We start from the raw sequence: 15,128 nt of genomic DNA on the forward strand, positions 1-15,128 counted from the left end.
CGTTTGTCAGATTAAGACCTTGTTCACTTTGCAGGAGCCTCTGATGCCTATTTCCTCTTCGCCGAGCCGCCGTGATTTCCTTGGGCAGGGCGTCCGATGGACCGCCGCAGGCGGCTTGCTGGCCGCCGGTCTCGGCCAGGCCAGTGCCGCCACGCCATCACCTTTGTCCTCCATCAATCCCGACCAGCCCGCCGCCCTGCCCCGGCAGGATCACTATCTGCTGCGCAATGTGCGGCTGGAGGAGGGCTTTATCCGTGAGGATGATGAGATCGTTGCGACCCGGACCGGGCGTTACGACATCAGCGTGCGCGACGGTAAAATTGACCAGCTGACACCCGCGGGTCAGGGTGACAGCACCCTGCCGTCGTGGGATGCACAGGATGCCCTGCTGCTGCCCGCCACCCAGGATATGCATATCCACCTTGATAAAACCTTCTACGGCGGCCCGTGGCAGGCTCCGCGTCCCCGTCAGGGCAAAACCATCATGGACATGATTGCGCGTGAACAGGTGCTGATTCCGCAACTGCTGCCGCACTCTCAGGCGCGCGCCGAAGGGTTGATCGCTCTGCTGCACGCCAAAGGCACCACCCGCGCCCGCAGCCATTGCAATATCGATCCGGTCAGCGGCCTGCAAAGTCTGGAGCATCTGCAGGCGGCATTAGCCCGTCACCCCGCCTTTCCCTGCGAGATTGTGGCCTTTCCACAGCACGGCCTGCTGCACTCGCAGGTTGATGGGCTGATGCGCGAGGCGATGCAGCACGGCGTTGAGTATGTCGGCGGCCTGGACCCCACCAATGTCGATGGTGCCATGGAGAAGTCACTGGATGCGATGTTCCAGATTGCGCTCGACTATCAGCGCGGCGTGGATATACATCTGCATGAAACCTCACCTGCTGGCGTGGCGGCGATTCAGTACATGATTGACACCGTGGCAAAGAATCCAGCGCTGAAGGGCAAAGTGACGCTGAGCCACGGTTTTGCGCTGGCGACCCTGTCCGGCAGTACGCTGGATAAGATGATCGCAGGGCTGGCGGAGCAGCAGTTCAGCGTCGCCTCTACGCTGCCGATCGGCAAGCTGACCATGCCGATTCCGCAATTACAGGCAGCGGGCGTGAAGGTGATGACCGGCACCGACAGCGTTATCGATCACTGGTCACCGTTTGGCACCGGGAGCATGCTGGAAAAAGCGAATCTCTATGCGCAGCTCTATCGGGGATCGGATGAGTTCTCGCTGTCGCGGGCGCTGGCGATCGCCACAGACGATCGGCTGCCGCTGACAGCCCAGGGTGACCGCCAGTGGCCAGTACCGGGCGATGAAGCGAGCATGATGCTGGTGGCGGCGAGCTGTTCCGCCGAAGCCGTGGCACGAATTTCGCCAGTCGTCGCGACCTTCTCACGCGGTAAACCAGTGTTTGCGCTGGCCCCGGCCTGAAACAGCAGGGCTGCGGACAAAAACGCCGGGAGCGTTTTTGAACAACGCAACGCGTTGGCCCGGCTACGGGCGCACCTCAGGGATGAGGTGTGTAATCGACCATGCTGAGCCTTCTCAGCAAATGCGGAGAGATCGAGCCGGCTCAGGGAAACCGGTCAGATCGGAAAGGCGCTTAAGCCATCCATGGCCGCTCGGCCCGCGCCGTCCCTGGCGCGGGACGCTTTCCTCTTCTGACCGGCTTCCCTGCGCTTTAAGCTTGTTTATTGCTGATAGATTCTCAGTACCCGTGGTTTACCAGCAGCGACGGTCCTGAAACGGGAAGCATCTGCCGGACGTGAAGCGAAGGGAGCATATGCCTGTAGCAAAGCATCACGGGCCACGGACAAAAACGCCGGGAGCGTTTTTGAACGACGCAAAGCGTTGGCCCGGCTACGGGCGCACCTCAGGGATGAGGTGCGTAATCGACCGCGCTGAGCCTTCTCAGCAAATGCGGAGAGATCGAGCTGGCTCCGGCCCGGTTACAGACGACCACCTTACCTAAAGCGCCGGGAGCCAGTACCTGCCCCACAACGCAAACCCACTCCCCCCAAAAACAACAGAGCCTCCACAAGGGAGGCTCTGCATTTACCTGAGCGGAGTGCGGGTTACGCGCTTTTGGCCCATTTATCATTCGACATTAGTTCCATTGCCAGCGCGTATAAGCGACGATCTTCCTGATCACAGGGCTCATCTTCCGCATAACACGCAATCATCGAAGCGATCTTATCAGCCGATAAGCTCTCTCCATGAACATGCAGTGTCAGTACGGCGCGGCCTACTATTTTAAGCACATTTTCATGTGGTCCCTGGATGCGATTACTCAATGCAAATACCCTCTACCGGTCGTTGTACCAGGAATATGGCGCGCTAAATATAAAGCAATTAGCTCAGGATTTTTATCGGCACCAGTGGTGATATTTTTTAATGATTAATTCTATTACTGGAGTAGTAGTTAAGGATTTATCTGATTAACAATGAAATAAATATTTAAAAACGGCTACTTATCAAATAACCACTGGCCTCAAAGGATCGTCATCCTGGAACAATCATATTGAGTCGGGGTTAATCTATAAAAATAAACCACCTTTTTCCCGTAAACTTCAGTCTATTCCTAAGCCCTCTGACAGATATAGTTTCATACTGCTAACCATCGAGGTTCCCGTTGCTGTCAGGCGTGCTTTCTGCCAGACTTGCCCCGCAATAATGCCCTACACTTTCAGCCTCAGAGGCCGCGCCCGTGACCGCTTTTTCTACCCTCAATTCGCTTCCCGACAGCCAGCTCGAAAACCTGCGCGAGATGGGCTACACCAGCATGACGCCCGTGCAGGCCGCTACGCTGCCCGCCATTCTGCAGGGACGCGACGTGCGCGCGCAGGCGAAAACCGGCAGCGGTAAAACGGCTGCCTTTGGTATTGGTTTACTGCACCATATCGACAGCGCCCGCTTTCAGACCCAGGCACTCATTCTCTGTCCGACCCGTGAACTGGCGGATCAGGTAGGCAATGTGCTGCGCCAGCTGGCGCGCTTCACCCGCAACATCAAAGTTCTCACTCTGTGTGGAGGACAGCCGATGAGCGCACAGCGTGATTCGCTGGTGCATCCGCCCCATATCGTGGTCGGCACGCCGGGTCGTATCCTCGACCACATTAACCGCGAAAACCTCAAGCTGGACCAGCTCAGCACGCTGGTACTGGATGAAGCCGATCGGATGCTGGAGATGGGTTTCCTGAATGATATGGAAACGATCATTGAAGCGACGCCCACCTCGCGCCAGACGCTGCTCTTTTCCGCCACCTGGCCAGACGGCATTACGGCTATCAGCACCCGCTTTCAGCGTGATGCACTGAGCGTGGTGACAGAAGATGTCAGCGAACTGCCTTCAATCGATCAGCAGTTTTTCGAAGCCAGCCACAATGAAAAACTGGGTCTGCTGATAGCTCTGCTCAGCGATCGCCAGCCCTCATCCTGTGTGGTCTTCTGCAACACCAAACGTGAATGTGATGATGTCGCCGCGGCGCTTAACGCGCGTGATATCAGCGCCCTGCCCTTGCATGGCGATCTGGAGCAGCGCGATCGTGAACGCGTGCTGATCCGCTTCGCTAACGGCAGTGGTCGCGTGCTGGTCGCCACCGACGTCGCTGCACGCGGACTCGACATCAAATCGCTGGCGATGGTGGTTAACTATCAGCTCGCCTGGGACCCTGAAATTCACCTGCACCGTATTGGTCGTACGGCGCGTGCGGGCGAACATGGCGTCGCGGTCAGCCTGGTTGCTGCCGATGAGATGGCTCGCGCGCATGCGCTGGAAGATTTCCTGCAGCAGAAGCTGCCGTGGGTCTCTGCCAGCACGCTGAAAAAGGGCAGCAGCAAGCCGCTGCCTGCAGCTATGATGACCTTATGCATTGATGGTGGCCGTAAAGCCAAGATACGTCCGGGAGATATTCTGGGCGCGCTGACGGGTGAAGCGGGTTATCGTGCCGAGCAGATCGGCAAAATTGTCCTGACGCCGACCCACGCCTACGTGGCGATTGAGGCGAATCAGGCCAAAAATGCGCTGGTTAAACTCAAGCAGGGCAAAATCAAAGGCAAAACCTGCCGGGCGATTCTGCTGAAGGACTAAATAAAACGGGCGAGAAGATTATCTCGCCCGGTTTGTTACGGCTCTTCGATTTGGGTCACATGCAGCGTGGTTTTATCCCCTTTGCCCTGTACCTTGCCACTGACGCGTACTTTGTCTTCTGCGGTGTAGGTTTTACCATCAAAGGTCTTCTTCGGCGCGATAATCGGTAAGGTGCCGGTGTTGTCACGGAACTGATACCGTTCGCCCTGCTCTTTCTTCAGGATGTAACCTTCCAGCGTCACATATCCGCCCTGACGGAAATCGCGGATCTGATCAATATGCGTCTGACCGGTATCTTCTGAACCTTTATAGCCGGCATCCTGCTTGTGTTGCGGTGGTGGCGTATCGCCCGCTTTGTATCCGCCCTCTTCGGCCGAAACACCCGCACTCATCATCACCAGCAACGACGCCAAAATCACTTTTTTCATTTCACACTCCTTTATTGGAAAGGTGTCCATGTTGAACCTTCAGGGTTAATCCTGGCACATTAATTGGCGTCCGTTTTATTTCACCCTTCTCTTCTCACCTTTTTCCGTTTGCTGCCGATAACCTGTTCACACCCTATTTCACCAGCTGCGTTAATGCAGAGGCAACCATGGATAATTTTCAGAAAGAGATCGATGAGAGAGCGAACCTCGCGTTATCGAACAAGTTTGAGCTGCTGCTGTTTCGCTTAGGTTCCGATCAGCTGAAAGGCAAGTCTGAACTGTTTGGCATTAACGTCTTCAAGCTGCGTGAAATTGTGCCGATGCCAACTATCACCAAAGCCGCAGGCATGCGTTCGCCGCTGCTGGGTATGGCAAGTATTCGTGGCCAGTTCATTCCGGTCATCGACCTGCCTGCCGTGGCGGGTTGTGTGCCGGAAACCGGTCTTAACCTGCTGCTGGTTACCGAGTATGCCCGTAACACCCAGGCGTTTGCCGTGGAGTCAGTTGAGAACATTGTGCGTCTCGACTGGAGCCAGGTGCATACCGCCGAAGCCGGTATCGGCGGCCGCAACATTACCAGCATCGCCTGCCTGGACAGTGACAAGCAGAGCAACGAGCTGGCGATGGTGCTGGACGTTGAGCAAATCCTGTATGACATCATCCCATCGGTGCGCGGCGTCGAACCGGAAGCGGCCAGACCGCGTGCCTTCAACTACCGCCCAGGTGCGGTGGCGATTGTGGCAGAAGATTCCAAAGTCGCGCGTCAGCTGCTGGAGCAGGGTCTGAAGAGTATGGGCATTCCGGCGCTGATGTTTAACACCGGTCTGGATGCCTGGGAAAAAATTAAATTGATGAGCCAGGAAGCGCAGGCTGCCGGCGAATCGATTCACGACAAAATCGCCCTGGTGCTGACCGATCTGGAAATGCCAGAGATGGATGGTTTTACGCTGACCCGCAACATCAAGCGTGACCCGATCCTCAAGGCTCTGCCGGTCGTCATTCACTCCTCACTCTCTGGCAGCGCCAACGAAGATCATGTGCGCAAAGTGGGTGCCGACGGTTATGTGGCGAAGTTTGAGTTGAATGAGCTGTCAGACGTGATTTTCAACGTTCTCGACACTGCCCGCTAAGCGAATGCGGGCCGCTAAGAATGCCCGGCACGCTTTTACTTTTTAGCCAGCGGAATGGCTGACCTGATCAGGAACCGACTATGCACATTGAAACTTTACCCGTTACGCCTGCACCTGCTACGCCTTCCCGTCAAAAGGTGCTGCGTGGCCGTTTACGCCAGCTGGCCTGGATTAGCGCCGTCACATTAAGCGTCGCGTTCTGGACAGGCCTCTACTTCTTAGTTTTCTGAATCCATTCATCCTTGTCTGGATCGGGCTGTCAGCATCACTGCTGACAGCCCTTTTTTTTGTCTGAATTTCCTCTGGTTATTACTTAACCATTTCTGATGATTTTTACTGACTATTTATTCACCCGGCGTTATTACTTAAAAATTATTAAAGGTACAACTTCGTGCTCCGATAACAGTATGCGCGAGATCACCTTTTTGCCTGCGGCTGTGACCACAGACATCAGCAAGGCACTGCGCACAACAGCAGGAAACCTGAGTTTTGCTAACAAATTGATTAATAATAAAACGGGGAAGAGAACATGTTCAGTATCAAGAATATGAAGGTGGGAATGCGGCTCGCAGCAGCCTTCGGTATTATTGTGACGTTACTGATAGTGATTGGCGTGACATCCATAACCAGGATTAACAGCATTAATACGGCGATCGCCTCGATCGTTGACGATCGTTATGTGAAAGTACGACTGGCATTTGATGTGCGCGATGGCGTCAACGATCAGATCAAATACCTGCGCGGCATGGTGATCGATACGACACGTCCGGAAATGAATGTGAAGCGTTATGGTCAGCTGGATGAAGCCACGCAACGCACCAACAGCGCAATGAAAAGGATCGAAGATATTCAGGTCACGCCGGTCGGCAAGAAAAAGATCGCCGGTCTGCTGGCCTCTTCCCAGGCTTTTGAGAAAGTTAAAGCAGAGCTGATCACCCTGGTGAAGGCGGGCGATTTTGAGGCTGCCAGCACCTATGTCCTGAAATCGATGACCGCCACCCAGAACAAATTCCTTCAGGATGCCGTGGATTTTGCCAACTCTCAGGACGCACAGCTGCGCAGTGAAGGTCAGGGTATTGTGGAAAATGGTCAGTCGGCTATCTCCATTACGCTGATTTTCTCCGCGCTGGCGATTCTGGCGTCTATTCTGCTGGGCTACTTCCTGACCCGTTCTATTGTGCGTCCGCTGGTTGCAGCGGTTGACGTTGCTGAACGCGTTGCCGCAGGCGATCTGAGTTCACAGATGCAGGTGACCTCACGCGATGAAACCGGCGTCCTGATGCAGGCGCTGCAACGGATGAACGATAATCTGCTGTCGATTGTGACCGAAGTGCGTACCGGCTCCGACACTATTGCGGTGGCCTCTAATCAGATCTCCAGCGGGAACCTTGATCTTTCGACCCGAACCGAACAGCAGGCCAGTTCGCTGGAAGAGACCGCCTCTGCCATGGAGCAGATGACGTCGACCGTGAAACACAATGCCGACAACGCGCGTGAAGCCAATCACCTGGTTTCAACCACTTCCAGCGTGGCGCGTGAAGGTGGCGTGGTAATGGAGCAGGTCATTGAGAAGATGGAAGCGATCGCCCTCTCCTCACGAAAAATTGTCGATATCATCAGCGTTATCGACTCCATCGCCTTCCAGACCAATATTCTCTCCCTCAACGCCGCGGTTGAAGCGGCACGCGCGGGTGAACAGGGTCGTGGCTTTGCGGTGGTGGCGAGTGAGGTGCGTAATCTGGCGCAGCGCTCAGCCTCAGCGGCCAAAGAGATTAAGGTACTGATTGAAGATTCCGTCGCTAAAGTCGATGAAGGTAGCAAGCTGGTGACACACGCCGGTTCAACTATCGGCGAAGTGGTGAACAGCGTGCAGAGCGTGGCAAACATCATGAGCGAAATCACCATTGCCAGCAGCGAGCAGAGCAGCGGCATCAATGAAATCAATCAGGCGATTACCCAGATGGAAGCGGTGACGCAGCAGAACGCCGCGCTGGTACAGGAAGCGTCAGCCGCCTCACAAGCGCTGCAGGATCAGGCAGAGCGTATGGCACAGGCGATGAGCGTGTTTAATACCGGCAAGCTCTCACTGCAACCCGTACTGCGTTAATCCCTCTCAACGGCCTGCTTCGGCGGGCCAGTTTAAGAATGGTGACGATAAGGGCGGATAGGTTACAGGCAACAGAGCGGGAAGCGGTTAGCGGTTAGCGGTTAGCGGTTAGCGGTTAGCGGTAAAAGTTAAACAGGGAAAGTGAAAGTAAACAGGAAGGTAAAGAGGCAAAGGTTTGAGGTTTGAGGTTTAAGAAGGAGGTAACGCAGAAACAAAAAAGGCTGCCAGAGGCAGCCTTTTATTACTGTAAATGCAACAACGCTATAAAGCTCACTAGCCTTAATCAGAGGGCGCGAAGCTGGCTCTGAATTGCAATCCTTGCCAGGTTCACCTGAACCACGACAGATTTGCAGAAAATGCATTTCGCTCCATGCGGGTTGGCTCTTGTAACATCAAAATGTGATGTACGAAACTGTGAGCCACTACAGTGAGGACATTTAAAAGTAATTTTCAGTCCTTAGAGACCAACAACGTTCGCAGCAGCTGGGCCTTTGGCGCCATTTTCTACTGTGAATTCAACTTGCTGACCTTCATCTAATGAACGGAAATCGGTGCCCTGGATTGCAGAGAAATGTACGAATACATCTTTGCTGCCGTCTGCAGGAGAAATGAAACCGAAGCCTTTCTCTGCGTTAAACCACTTAACGGTACCGCGAATTTTGTTAGACATGCTTAAATCCTTAATATATCGAGCCTTCCGGCATACATAATGGCCTGAGAACAGATTTTAATCAGAACGTAAGAGAAGACTCAAAAAGAAGGGATGTCTCGCGACAAACTTAGAGATGAGAACTGCTTTGGTTACTTACTTTGATAGTGTCTGTTAATCAAACCGACGATTCATTAGGCCACACTTCTTAAAGTGACGCAAGCCGTAATTCAAATTAATCGCAATCAGCCCGCTGACGAGGATGAAGGCGAAAGGCTGTGTCAGGGAGACTGTCTGGCTTCACAATGCAACTGTGACTTTCCCGGCGACGTAAAAAGAAGCGGAGATAATGTCAGATCAAAAAAGGGCGAGGCCGGAGCCTCGCCCAAAACATGCCGATCATCAATCGTAGTAAGGAACCTTACGGTCAACGCCGTTGATATTGATCAGCACAAAACCGGTCGGAGCGGTCTTATTAGTCGGCGTACCCGCAGCAGTAGCCAGCGTAACCACCCCTTTTTCGTTGGCCCCGATGCCCGCCAGCCCGTTGTGCATGCCAAAACGTGCAGCGGGTTTCAGGTTGCTGATTTTGGTGATGTCCGTAACCACCGACATATCAGCCTGGAACAGCGAGCAGGAACCGGTATCGAAGCGGGTCGGACCGGTCGTCTTCAGGTTGAACATGGTCTCGCCGCTGTTCGCTCTCAGCTTGACCCAGATTACGGCATAGGTGGTCCCTACCCGGCCATAACGAATGTCCAGCACGGAAGGCTGCCCCATATGGTAAGCATCGGCCCAGACCGTCTCCAGTCGCTGGAGGTTGATCAGGGTTTTACCGGTGCCCACCACATTAACCGGCGAACCGGCGGTGCCGGAGGGCGTGGTCGCATCCGCTTTCCCGATCAGCTCCATTACCCATTGCTGGTTAGGCGCCGGGAAATAGAGCTGCCCCAGCCGATACCAGTTGTCGGTATCAGTGTTGTTCACCACTTTATAGCCGCTGTAGTAGCCGGCACGCAGCGAACCGGTCATGAACGTGCCGTAGTTCTCATCCCGACGATAGCCATATTCGAAGGTCGATAACCACTTACTTCCGGCCAGATCATTGGTGATTTTCGCCCCCGCCTGCAGGTTGATATGACGCATCACCACGCGGGCATTATTGAGATTGAGCGGCGTGCCGCAATCTTCAATGTTGAGCGTTTCGATGTTCCAGCCGCCATCCGACAGATCTCCTGGGTTAGTCGTGTGCTCAATCCAGACGTTACGCATGAGCCCCTGTGTGACGCGTGGCATATAGAGCGTCGCGTCGCCATAGCCCGACTGGAAGTTGGCATTACACAGCTCAATGGCGGTTGAGTGGTCCCAGTTCCCCTTCGGTGTGTTTGACCAGCCGACATCAAACACCCGTGAAAAGGTATTGGAGCTGTAAATCTGATCGAACTTACTGTCGAGCGTATCCTGCAGCTTAAAGACGGTTCCCCCGGTACTTTGCGCCTTGAAGCAGAAGATATTGACGATCTGGCCTCCGACAATGGTATTTTCAAAGAACGGCTGCGTGTTACTGCACTGTTCAGGCGTGACGGTGACTTTGGCCGTGGTGTCGACAGTCCCGGCGTTAGCCTGTCCATGCCAGCAGATGCCTTTAATGACGATTCGACGCGCATTAACCTTAAACACGGTTTTCGCGCTTTTATCAGAAACAATGGTGGTACGCGGTGCCGAGCCGAGCTCGATATCATCGCCTGCCAGACCAAAAAACGACAACTCCGTATCGCTGATATCGATGGGTGAAATCAGGAAGCGGCCCCCCGGAAAACGCACCGGAATCGCTTTCGCGTAGGCGTTGTAGGATTGTGTCCATGCCAGCATCCGCTTAAAGGCTTCAGTGTCATCGGTCACGCCATCCCCTTTCGCGCCAAAGTGCAGAATGTTCACTTCGGCGGGATCGTTGATGGTGCGCTTCCAGTAGAAACCGTTACCCACCGCCACCGTACCGCCATCATCTTTCAGCGGAGTGGTGCTGAGAAAACCGACAAAGTCTGCGCCGCCACGGAAGCTGGAGTCCTTATCGTAATAGCGTTTAAGGCTCGCGACTTCACCTGATTTTGGTGGAACAGTGGTACGCAGTTCAGCAAAAGAGTTAACTTCGATCATAGAATCCTCCTCAGGATCATAGAGATATCGCGCTGAAATCAGCGCACTACTTAGCCACAGCCGGATGGCCGCAAAGGGAGTCCCACATGTCGTTGTGGGTGTTGATGGCGCGCACCGTACGAACGTCCATTTTTTGCGCGTCATCGCCGTAGGTATAAAGAGGGGAAAAAAGTACGCAGGCAGAGTCGGTGATCGCCACCGGCTCAGGGTTTGTGGTATTTCGACTGCTGCAGCTTGTCGCGAGCAGCAGCGTCATCAAGGCTATGGTTGTCAGTCGCCACACGGTTAGCCTCCTCGCGGTTATGTTGTTGCTGTTGCGCTACCGCGGTGACGCGGGACGCCTCCTGTTGCGCGTTATCGACGTCAGAACGCGCTTTTTGCTGCACTTTGCCGATTTTCTTGCCGCCGAAATAACTGGCGCCCAGCGCCGCGATGACCGCAGCCAGCGCGGCGATCCAGTGCCAGCTGCCGCCCAGTAAGGTGGTAATCAGAGTCATGGCTTCGCTCCTTCAGACTGCTCCTTCGCATTGAGCAGGTTTTTCTGACGAACAAATTGTGCAATCACCCCCATCGCCACCATGAAGGCGCCCACCAGCCCGAGGTAGTTGTGCGGCAGAATCGCTTTAACGTCTTCGGGCAGTGCGCTCCAGGCATCAACGGCGGCCGAAGGAAACGACTGCGCCCAGGCGCTGAGCATGGAACCCAGCGACGCAAGCCAGACAGACCAGGTTTTGAAAAGCAGACGGGCATGAGAGACAAACTGGAGGGTGGTAAAGCGCTGCAGCAGCAGCAGAATGATGATTGCCGTCAGCACGGCGGTGAGAAACATGAGCCATCTCATAGCAACCCCCTGTAAACCGCATAGGTTCCGCTGCGCATCATCTCCGCGTGACGTCTGGCGCGGCCCGGCGTCTGACGGGCCCAGAGGCTGTTCATCATCGCGTCAGCCGCATCATTAAACTGTTCAGCCACGATCGCGCTGAGCATGTTTTTGAACTGCAGGACGCCCTCGACGCCCAGCTGATAAGCCATGCTCAGCAGCACGTCGGTGCGGGCGTCGTTGCACTTCGCCAGCGCATTACGCAGCAGCTCCCTGCCCTGCATCTCCTGAATTTTGTTTTCAAGAATGCACTGCTTCCAGACATCACCGACGCGCCGTGGCACGCGGAAAGCGTAATTACTCAGAGACGCCCCCTTGGGTCCAATTCGAATGCCGCCGGCCACCGTGGGAAAGCCCAGCGTGTCGAGATAAGGCGTGTCGACATACCCCTCTTCAAAATTCAGTACTGCGATTATCTGGCTCATAACGACTCCTCAATGACGGGTTAAAGCAACTCAGCCTTGTGAAAAGAAATACATAACGCTCGCTGATCATTTCTCAGCACGGCGCAGCAGAAGGCCTTACTGACCCTGCAGCAAAACTGAACAGTAATTCAGCAAATTGCGCCCAGTGAGAACTGGAGAAAGCGAAGAGTTAGCCGGAACGGAAAAATGCGTTTTCTGCGCGTTTCAGCTCACGGCGTAGAGATGAACGTGCGGAAGACAGCAATTGTCGAAACTGGGTGTTTCCTGACTGGTGACGCGGGGTGCAGTAATTGCGCGGTCAACGCGCGGGGCGACCTGACGCTGGCAGATTTGCTCTGCACGTCTCAGGGTGGGTGTTTCAGTTGGGAAGTTCAGGGCCTCGTCGATGCTCTGTGTCAGGCTGCTGAGAGGTTGGCGCCGCCGGTGGCGACGAGTACGTGCGTTGCCTATAAAAACGCTTTTGCCATAGTGAATTATCGCCATAACTCCTCCTGTGAATGAGTCTTTGGCGATGGGGTGGCAGGCGCGAGCTTTCGGCGAACCGAACGGGCCCGAATGTCGCGTATCACGGTCGCACGCTTGCCGCCCGGCTGCATCAGCAGTCAGGTGGAAAGTAAGCGAGGGGAAATAAACGGCATCTGACGACGCTGCATTTTGCGCATCCACCCCATCCCAAAGTTCACTAACTTTGTGGTGGTATGATTCGCGCTTGTGCAGCGCCTCAATTGTTTAAGAGCGGCTCGTCCCTGAAAGAACTGCTTCGTTCATCCATATCCAAATTATTAACAGGTTCTTATGCTTTATCAAACACTGTTGGTTAATTTTTTATTTACCGCTGGTTAAATTTATGAATTTATGCCGATTATTTTTTTTTCAGCCTTCCTGAAAAAACCGGCAGAAGTGGCCTTAACCGAGGATTTGATAATGTCGCGCCTGGCTCATGATCACTTTGGCCAGTACCTTCAGGCTGGTGACGTCATCATGATTGAGATACCAGGTTTCATAACGCTTATTATCTGATATTACAGCGATTTTCTTATGCTGCAGCTGCAGGCGCTTGAGATAGAGCTGCTCATCGAGGGTGAAAATATAGATGCCGTCGCCGTCGAACATCCGCACGCTGATATCCACAAACAGCTGATCGCGCGGCGCAAAGGTGTCAGCCATGGAGTCACTGTTGATAGCGATTAACCGGATGTTTTCCGCCGGGCGCCCGTTGAACAGCACCCGCGCCTCATCCAGACCATATTCGATCGCCTGGATAGTCTCGACAAACTCATCACGCGCGGGCAGGCCTGCAGCACTTCGCTGACCAATGTCGAGGCTATCAATCCGAAACACATTCTTCTGACCGGTGAGCGCACTTAGCGTCACCGGTTCAGCAGGTTGTTCCATACCGTATTGCAGCCACTCAACCCTGACGCCCAGCAGATGGCTGAGAGCCAGTAAATTGCCGCCATCCGGCACTGACTGCGCGTTAAACCACTTCCACACTCCCGGCGTTGAAATCTTACAGCCTTGCTGCTGCAGAGCCCTGGCAACCTGTTTGTTTCGTCCATGTCCGGCAATGCCGGCACTCTCACAGGCCGCTATCAGCCTGGCGGTGAAAGCTTGTCTTGTACTTTCTTTTTTAACCATTAGTTAATAATCAGCCATAGAAGAGATACTGGATGTTATTTTCATTATTGCTACCAGTTCATTTTATATTACCGCTCGTTTACTACCTAACCGCTTTATCAAGCACTCCTGATAATCATTATCCGCTTCAGCCCGCGGCTGGACAAAAAATATTGCCTCAGGCCGCGTACAGCCCCGGCTTTCAGGAATGTTCCGTAAAAAATTGCGTGAATATCAGCCAGAATAATGGCCAGTAGTGACGAGATCGGAACGGAAATTAAGCTGATGCGCAGAAAGCTCTATCTTTCACTGGACCGGAAAATGGAGCTAAAAAAAACGGGAGTCTCTGAAAGACTCCCGCTTTGTTAAAAATTATGGCAGTTATGGCCGGAGCGTATCGTCGCCCCATGCTATCCATTTATAGGTCGTCAGCGCCTCTAATCCCATCGGGCCACGGGCATGCAGTTTCTGGGTACTGACCGCCACTTCGGCACCCAGGCCAAACTGTCCGCCATCGGTGAAGCGGGTGCTTGCGTTGACATAGACCGCTGAGGAGTCGACCTGACGGACAAAACGCGCGGCGTTGCGGGTATTACGGGTCAGGATGGCATCCGAGTGCTGCGTGCCGTGCGTACGGATGTGATCGATCGCCTCATCCATATCCGCCACTAATTTGACGTTAAGATCCAGCGACAGCCACTCATCATTGTACTGCTGCGGATTCACCTGCGTGACCGATGCCGGGCCTTGCTGCAGCTGCGCCAGCACGTTGCTGTCAGCATGCAGCGCAATCGCTTCCTGTGCCATACGCGCGCTGAAGGCGGGCAGGAAACGATCGGCAATCGCCTGATCCACCAGCAGCGTCTCCAGTGAGTTACAGGCGCTGGGACGCTGTTTCTTGGCGTTGACGATCAGATCAAGTGCAGGTTCGATCTCCATCGTCTCATCAATATAGATATGACAAACGCCGATGCCGCCGGTGATCACCGGAATAGTGGAGTTTTCCCGGCACAGCTTGTGCAGCCCGGCTCCGCCACGCGGGATCAGCATATCGACGTAGCGATCCAGCTTCAGTAGCTGATTCACCAGCTCGCGATCCGGATTTTCGATCGCCTGAACGATCGCCGCAGGCAGACCGTGCTGTTTCAGCGCGTTCTGGATCACCCGGACGGTGGCCGCATTGGTGCGCCAGGTCTCTTTACCGCCGCGCAGAATGGCGGCGTTGCCGGTTTTCAGGCACAGAGTGGCGACGTCCACCGTGACATTGGGACGCGCCTCGTAGATTACGGCCACCACGCCCAGCGGCACGCGACGACGCTCAATGCGCAGCCCGCTGTCGAGCTGACCGCCGTCAATTAGCTGTCCAACCGGATCGGCCAGCTGGCAGACCTGGCGCACATCGCTGGCGATGCTGCCGAGGCGTTGCGGATTGAGTGTCAGCCGGTCCAGCAGCGCGGCGCTCATACCGTTCTGACGCGCATCGGCTAAATCCAGCTCATTGGCCGCCAGAATGTCTGCGCTTTCCGCCTCCAGACGGTCGGCAATGGTCATCAGAACCTGATTTTTCTCTGCAGTCGACAGATCGGCCACGGTGTAAGCTGCGGCGCGCGCCGCTTTTCCCATCTCTTCTAGCATTGTCCGCTC

At 54.6% G+C, this 15,128-nt stretch carries 15 protein-coding genes; 5 read left to right on the forward strand and 10 right to left on the reverse strand.

Annotated features, from left to right (window positions below):
* Positions 1 to 43: 43 nt before the first annotated feature.
* Together ACVKSX_RS08785 and dbpA are read left to right on the forward strand one after the other, a co-directional pair.
* Positions 44 to 1,432: an amidohydrolase gene (locus ACVKSX_RS08785; protein ID WP_354438536.1), complete on the forward strand. Its 1,389-nt coding sequence runs from the start codon at positions 44 to 46 to the stop codon at positions 1,430 to 1,432.
* Positions 1,433 to 2,708: 1,276 nt separating this feature from the next.
* Positions 2,709 to 4,091, forward strand: coding sequence for an ATP-dependent RNA helicase DbpA (gene dbpA, locus ACVKSX_RS08790; RefSeq protein WP_167423921.1), 1,383 nt, complete (start codon positions 2,709 to 2,711; stop codon positions 4,089 to 4,091).
* Between the two features lie 35 nt (positions 4,092 to 4,126).
* Here the strand turns inward: dbpA and ACVKSX_RS08795 are convergent, their stop codons facing one another.
* Complete coding sequence (locus ACVKSX_RS08795; protein WP_033785405.1) at positions 4,127 to 4,519, reverse strand: YgiW/YdeI family stress tolerance OB fold protein; 393 nt, start codon at positions 4,517 to 4,519, stop codon at positions 4,127 to 4,129.
* Positions 4,520 to 4,686: 167 nt separating this feature from the next.
* Between ACVKSX_RS08795 and ACVKSX_RS08800 the strand changes: the two genes are divergently transcribed.
* The 3 genes from ACVKSX_RS08800 to ACVKSX_RS08810 all read left to right on the forward strand — a co-directional run bounded on the left by ACVKSX_RS08800 (position 4,687) and on the right by ACVKSX_RS08810 (position 7,756).
* Positions 4,687 to 5,649: a chemotaxis protein gene (locus ACVKSX_RS08800; protein WP_010255217.1), complete on the forward strand. Its 963-nt coding sequence runs from the start codon at positions 4,687 to 4,689 to the stop codon at positions 5,647 to 5,649.
* A gap of 80 nt (positions 5,650 to 5,729) precedes the next feature.
* The gene (locus tag ACVKSX_RS08805) at positions 5,730 to 5,879 is read left to right on the forward strand and encodes a hypothetical protein (protein WP_022625169.1); all 150 of its coding nucleotides are present in this window, start codon (positions 5,730 to 5,732) and stop codon (positions 5,877 to 5,879) included.
* 299 nt (positions 5,880 to 6,178) lie between these two features.
* Positions 6,179 to 7,756 carry a methyl-accepting chemotaxis protein gene (locus tag ACVKSX_RS08810; RefSeq protein WP_010255214.1) on the forward strand — a complete coding sequence of 526 codons (1,578 nt, stop codon included), beginning with the start codon at positions 6,179 to 6,181 and terminating at the stop codon, positions 7,754 to 7,756.
* Positions 7,757 to 8,039: 283 nt separating this feature from the next.
* Here ACVKSX_RS08810 and ymcF read toward each other — a convergent pair whose 3' ends face one another.
* From ymcF to proA, 9 genes are all read right to left on the reverse strand, one after another.
* Entirely contained in the window at positions 8,040 to 8,210 is a 171-nt protein-coding gene (ymcF, locus tag ACVKSX_RS08815; protein WP_085978710.1) for a cold shock small protein YmcF, read from the reverse strand.
* A gap of 3 nt (positions 8,211 to 8,213) precedes the next feature.
* Complete coding sequence (gene cspE, locus ACVKSX_RS08820; protein ID WP_003854408.1) at positions 8,214 to 8,426, reverse strand: transcription antiterminator/RNA stability regulator CspE; 213 nt, start codon at positions 8,424 to 8,426, stop codon at positions 8,214 to 8,216.
* A 381-nt stretch (positions 8,427 to 8,807) separates the two neighbouring features.
* Positions 8,808 to 10,562: a glycosyl hydrolase family 28-related protein gene (locus tag ACVKSX_RS08825; RefSeq protein WP_033766603.1), complete on the reverse strand. Its 1,755-nt coding sequence runs from the start codon at positions 10,560 to 10,562 to the stop codon at positions 8,808 to 8,810.
* Between the two features lie 203 nt (positions 10,563 to 10,765).
* Complete coding sequence (locus ACVKSX_RS08830) at positions 10,766 to 11,059, reverse strand: hypothetical protein (RefSeq protein ID WP_010255207.1); 294 nt, start codon at positions 11,057 to 11,059, stop codon at positions 10,766 to 10,768.
* Entirely contained in the window at positions 11,056 to 11,403 is a 348-nt protein-coding gene (locus tag ACVKSX_RS08835) for a DUF7940 domain-containing protein (RefSeq protein ID WP_010255205.1), read from the reverse strand. Before ACVKSX_RS08835 ends, ACVKSX_RS08830 begins: the two co-directional genes overlap by 4 nt.
* Positions 11,400 to 11,867 (reverse strand): lysozyme family protein, encoded by a 468-nt coding sequence (locus tag ACVKSX_RS08840; RefSeq protein ID WP_010255203.1) that lies wholly within the window; start codon positions 11,865 to 11,867, stop codon positions 11,400 to 11,402. The genes ACVKSX_RS08835 and ACVKSX_RS08840 overlap by 4 nt, the downstream gene beginning before the upstream one ends.
* 204 nt (positions 11,868 to 12,071) lie before the next feature.
* Positions 12,072 to 12,350 (reverse strand): transcriptional antitermination N peptide, encoded by a 279-nt coding sequence (locus tag ACVKSX_RS08845; RefSeq protein ID WP_071785064.1) that lies wholly within the window; start codon positions 12,348 to 12,350, stop codon positions 12,072 to 12,074.
* Positions 12,351 to 12,773: 423 nt separating this feature from the next.
* On the reverse strand, positions 12,774 to 13,505 hold the full coding sequence (locus ACVKSX_RS08850; protein ID WP_064689895.1) for a S24 family peptidase: 732 nt from the start codon (positions 13,503 to 13,505) through the stop codon (positions 12,774 to 12,776).
* 360 nt (positions 13,506 to 13,865) lie between these two features.
* Positions 13,866 to 15,119 (reverse strand): glutamate-5-semialdehyde dehydrogenase, encoded by a 1,254-nt coding sequence (gene proA, locus ACVKSX_RS08855; RefSeq protein ID WP_033766601.1) that lies wholly within the window; start codon positions 15,117 to 15,119, stop codon positions 13,866 to 13,868.
* Positions 15,120 to 15,128 lie beyond the last annotated feature (9 nt).

This window comes from Pantoea sp. PvP021 (genome assembly GCF_054056055.1).

Coding starts and splice junctions, on each gene's coding strand:
- ACVKSX_RS08785 (WP_354438536.1), top strand. CDS start 44: ATGCCTATTTCCTCTTCGCCGAGCCGCCGTGATTTCCTTGGGCAGGGC.
- ACVKSX_RS08795 (WP_033785405.1), bottom strand. CDS start 4,519: ATGAAAAAAGTGATTTTGGCGTCGTTGCTGGTGATGATGAGTGCGGGT.
- ACVKSX_RS08800 (WP_010255217.1), top strand. CDS start 4,687: ATGGATAATTTTCAGAAAGAGATCGATGAGAGAGCGAACCTCGCGTTA.
- ACVKSX_RS08805 (WP_022625169.1), top strand. CDS start 5,730: ATGCACATTGAAACTTTACCCGTTACGCCTGCACCTGCTACGCCTTCC.
- ACVKSX_RS08810 (WP_010255214.1), top strand. CDS start 6,179: ATGTTCAGTATCAAGAATATGAAGGTGGGAATGCGGCTCGCAGCAGCC.
- cspE (WP_003854408.1), bottom strand. CDS start 8,426: ATGTCTAACAAAATTCGCGGTACCGTTAAGTGGTTTAACGCAGAGAAA.
- ACVKSX_RS08825 (WP_033766603.1), bottom strand. CDS start 10,562: ATGATCGAAGTTAACTCTTTTGCTGAACTGCGTACCACTGTTCCACCA.
- ACVKSX_RS08830 (WP_010255207.1), bottom strand. CDS start 11,059: ATGACTCTGATTACCACCTTACTGGGCGGCAGCTGGCACTGGATCGCC.
- ACVKSX_RS08835 (WP_010255205.1), bottom strand. CDS start 11,403: ATGAGATGGCTCATGTTTCTCACCGCCGTGCTGACGGCAATCATCATT.
- ACVKSX_RS08840 (WP_010255203.1), bottom strand. CDS start 11,867: ATGAGCCAGATAATCGCAGTACTGAATTTTGAAGAGGGGTATGTCGAC.
- ACVKSX_RS08845 (WP_071785064.1), bottom strand. CDS start 12,350: ATGGCGATAATTCACTATGGCAAAAGCGTTTTTATAGGCAACGCACGT.
- ACVKSX_RS08850 (WP_064689895.1), bottom strand. CDS start 13,505: ATGGTTAAAAAAGAAAGTACAAGACAAGCTTTCACCGCCAGGCTGATA.
- proA (WP_033766601.1), bottom strand. CDS start 15,119: ATGCTAGAAGAGATGGGAAAAGCGGCGCGCGCCGCAGCTTACACCGTG.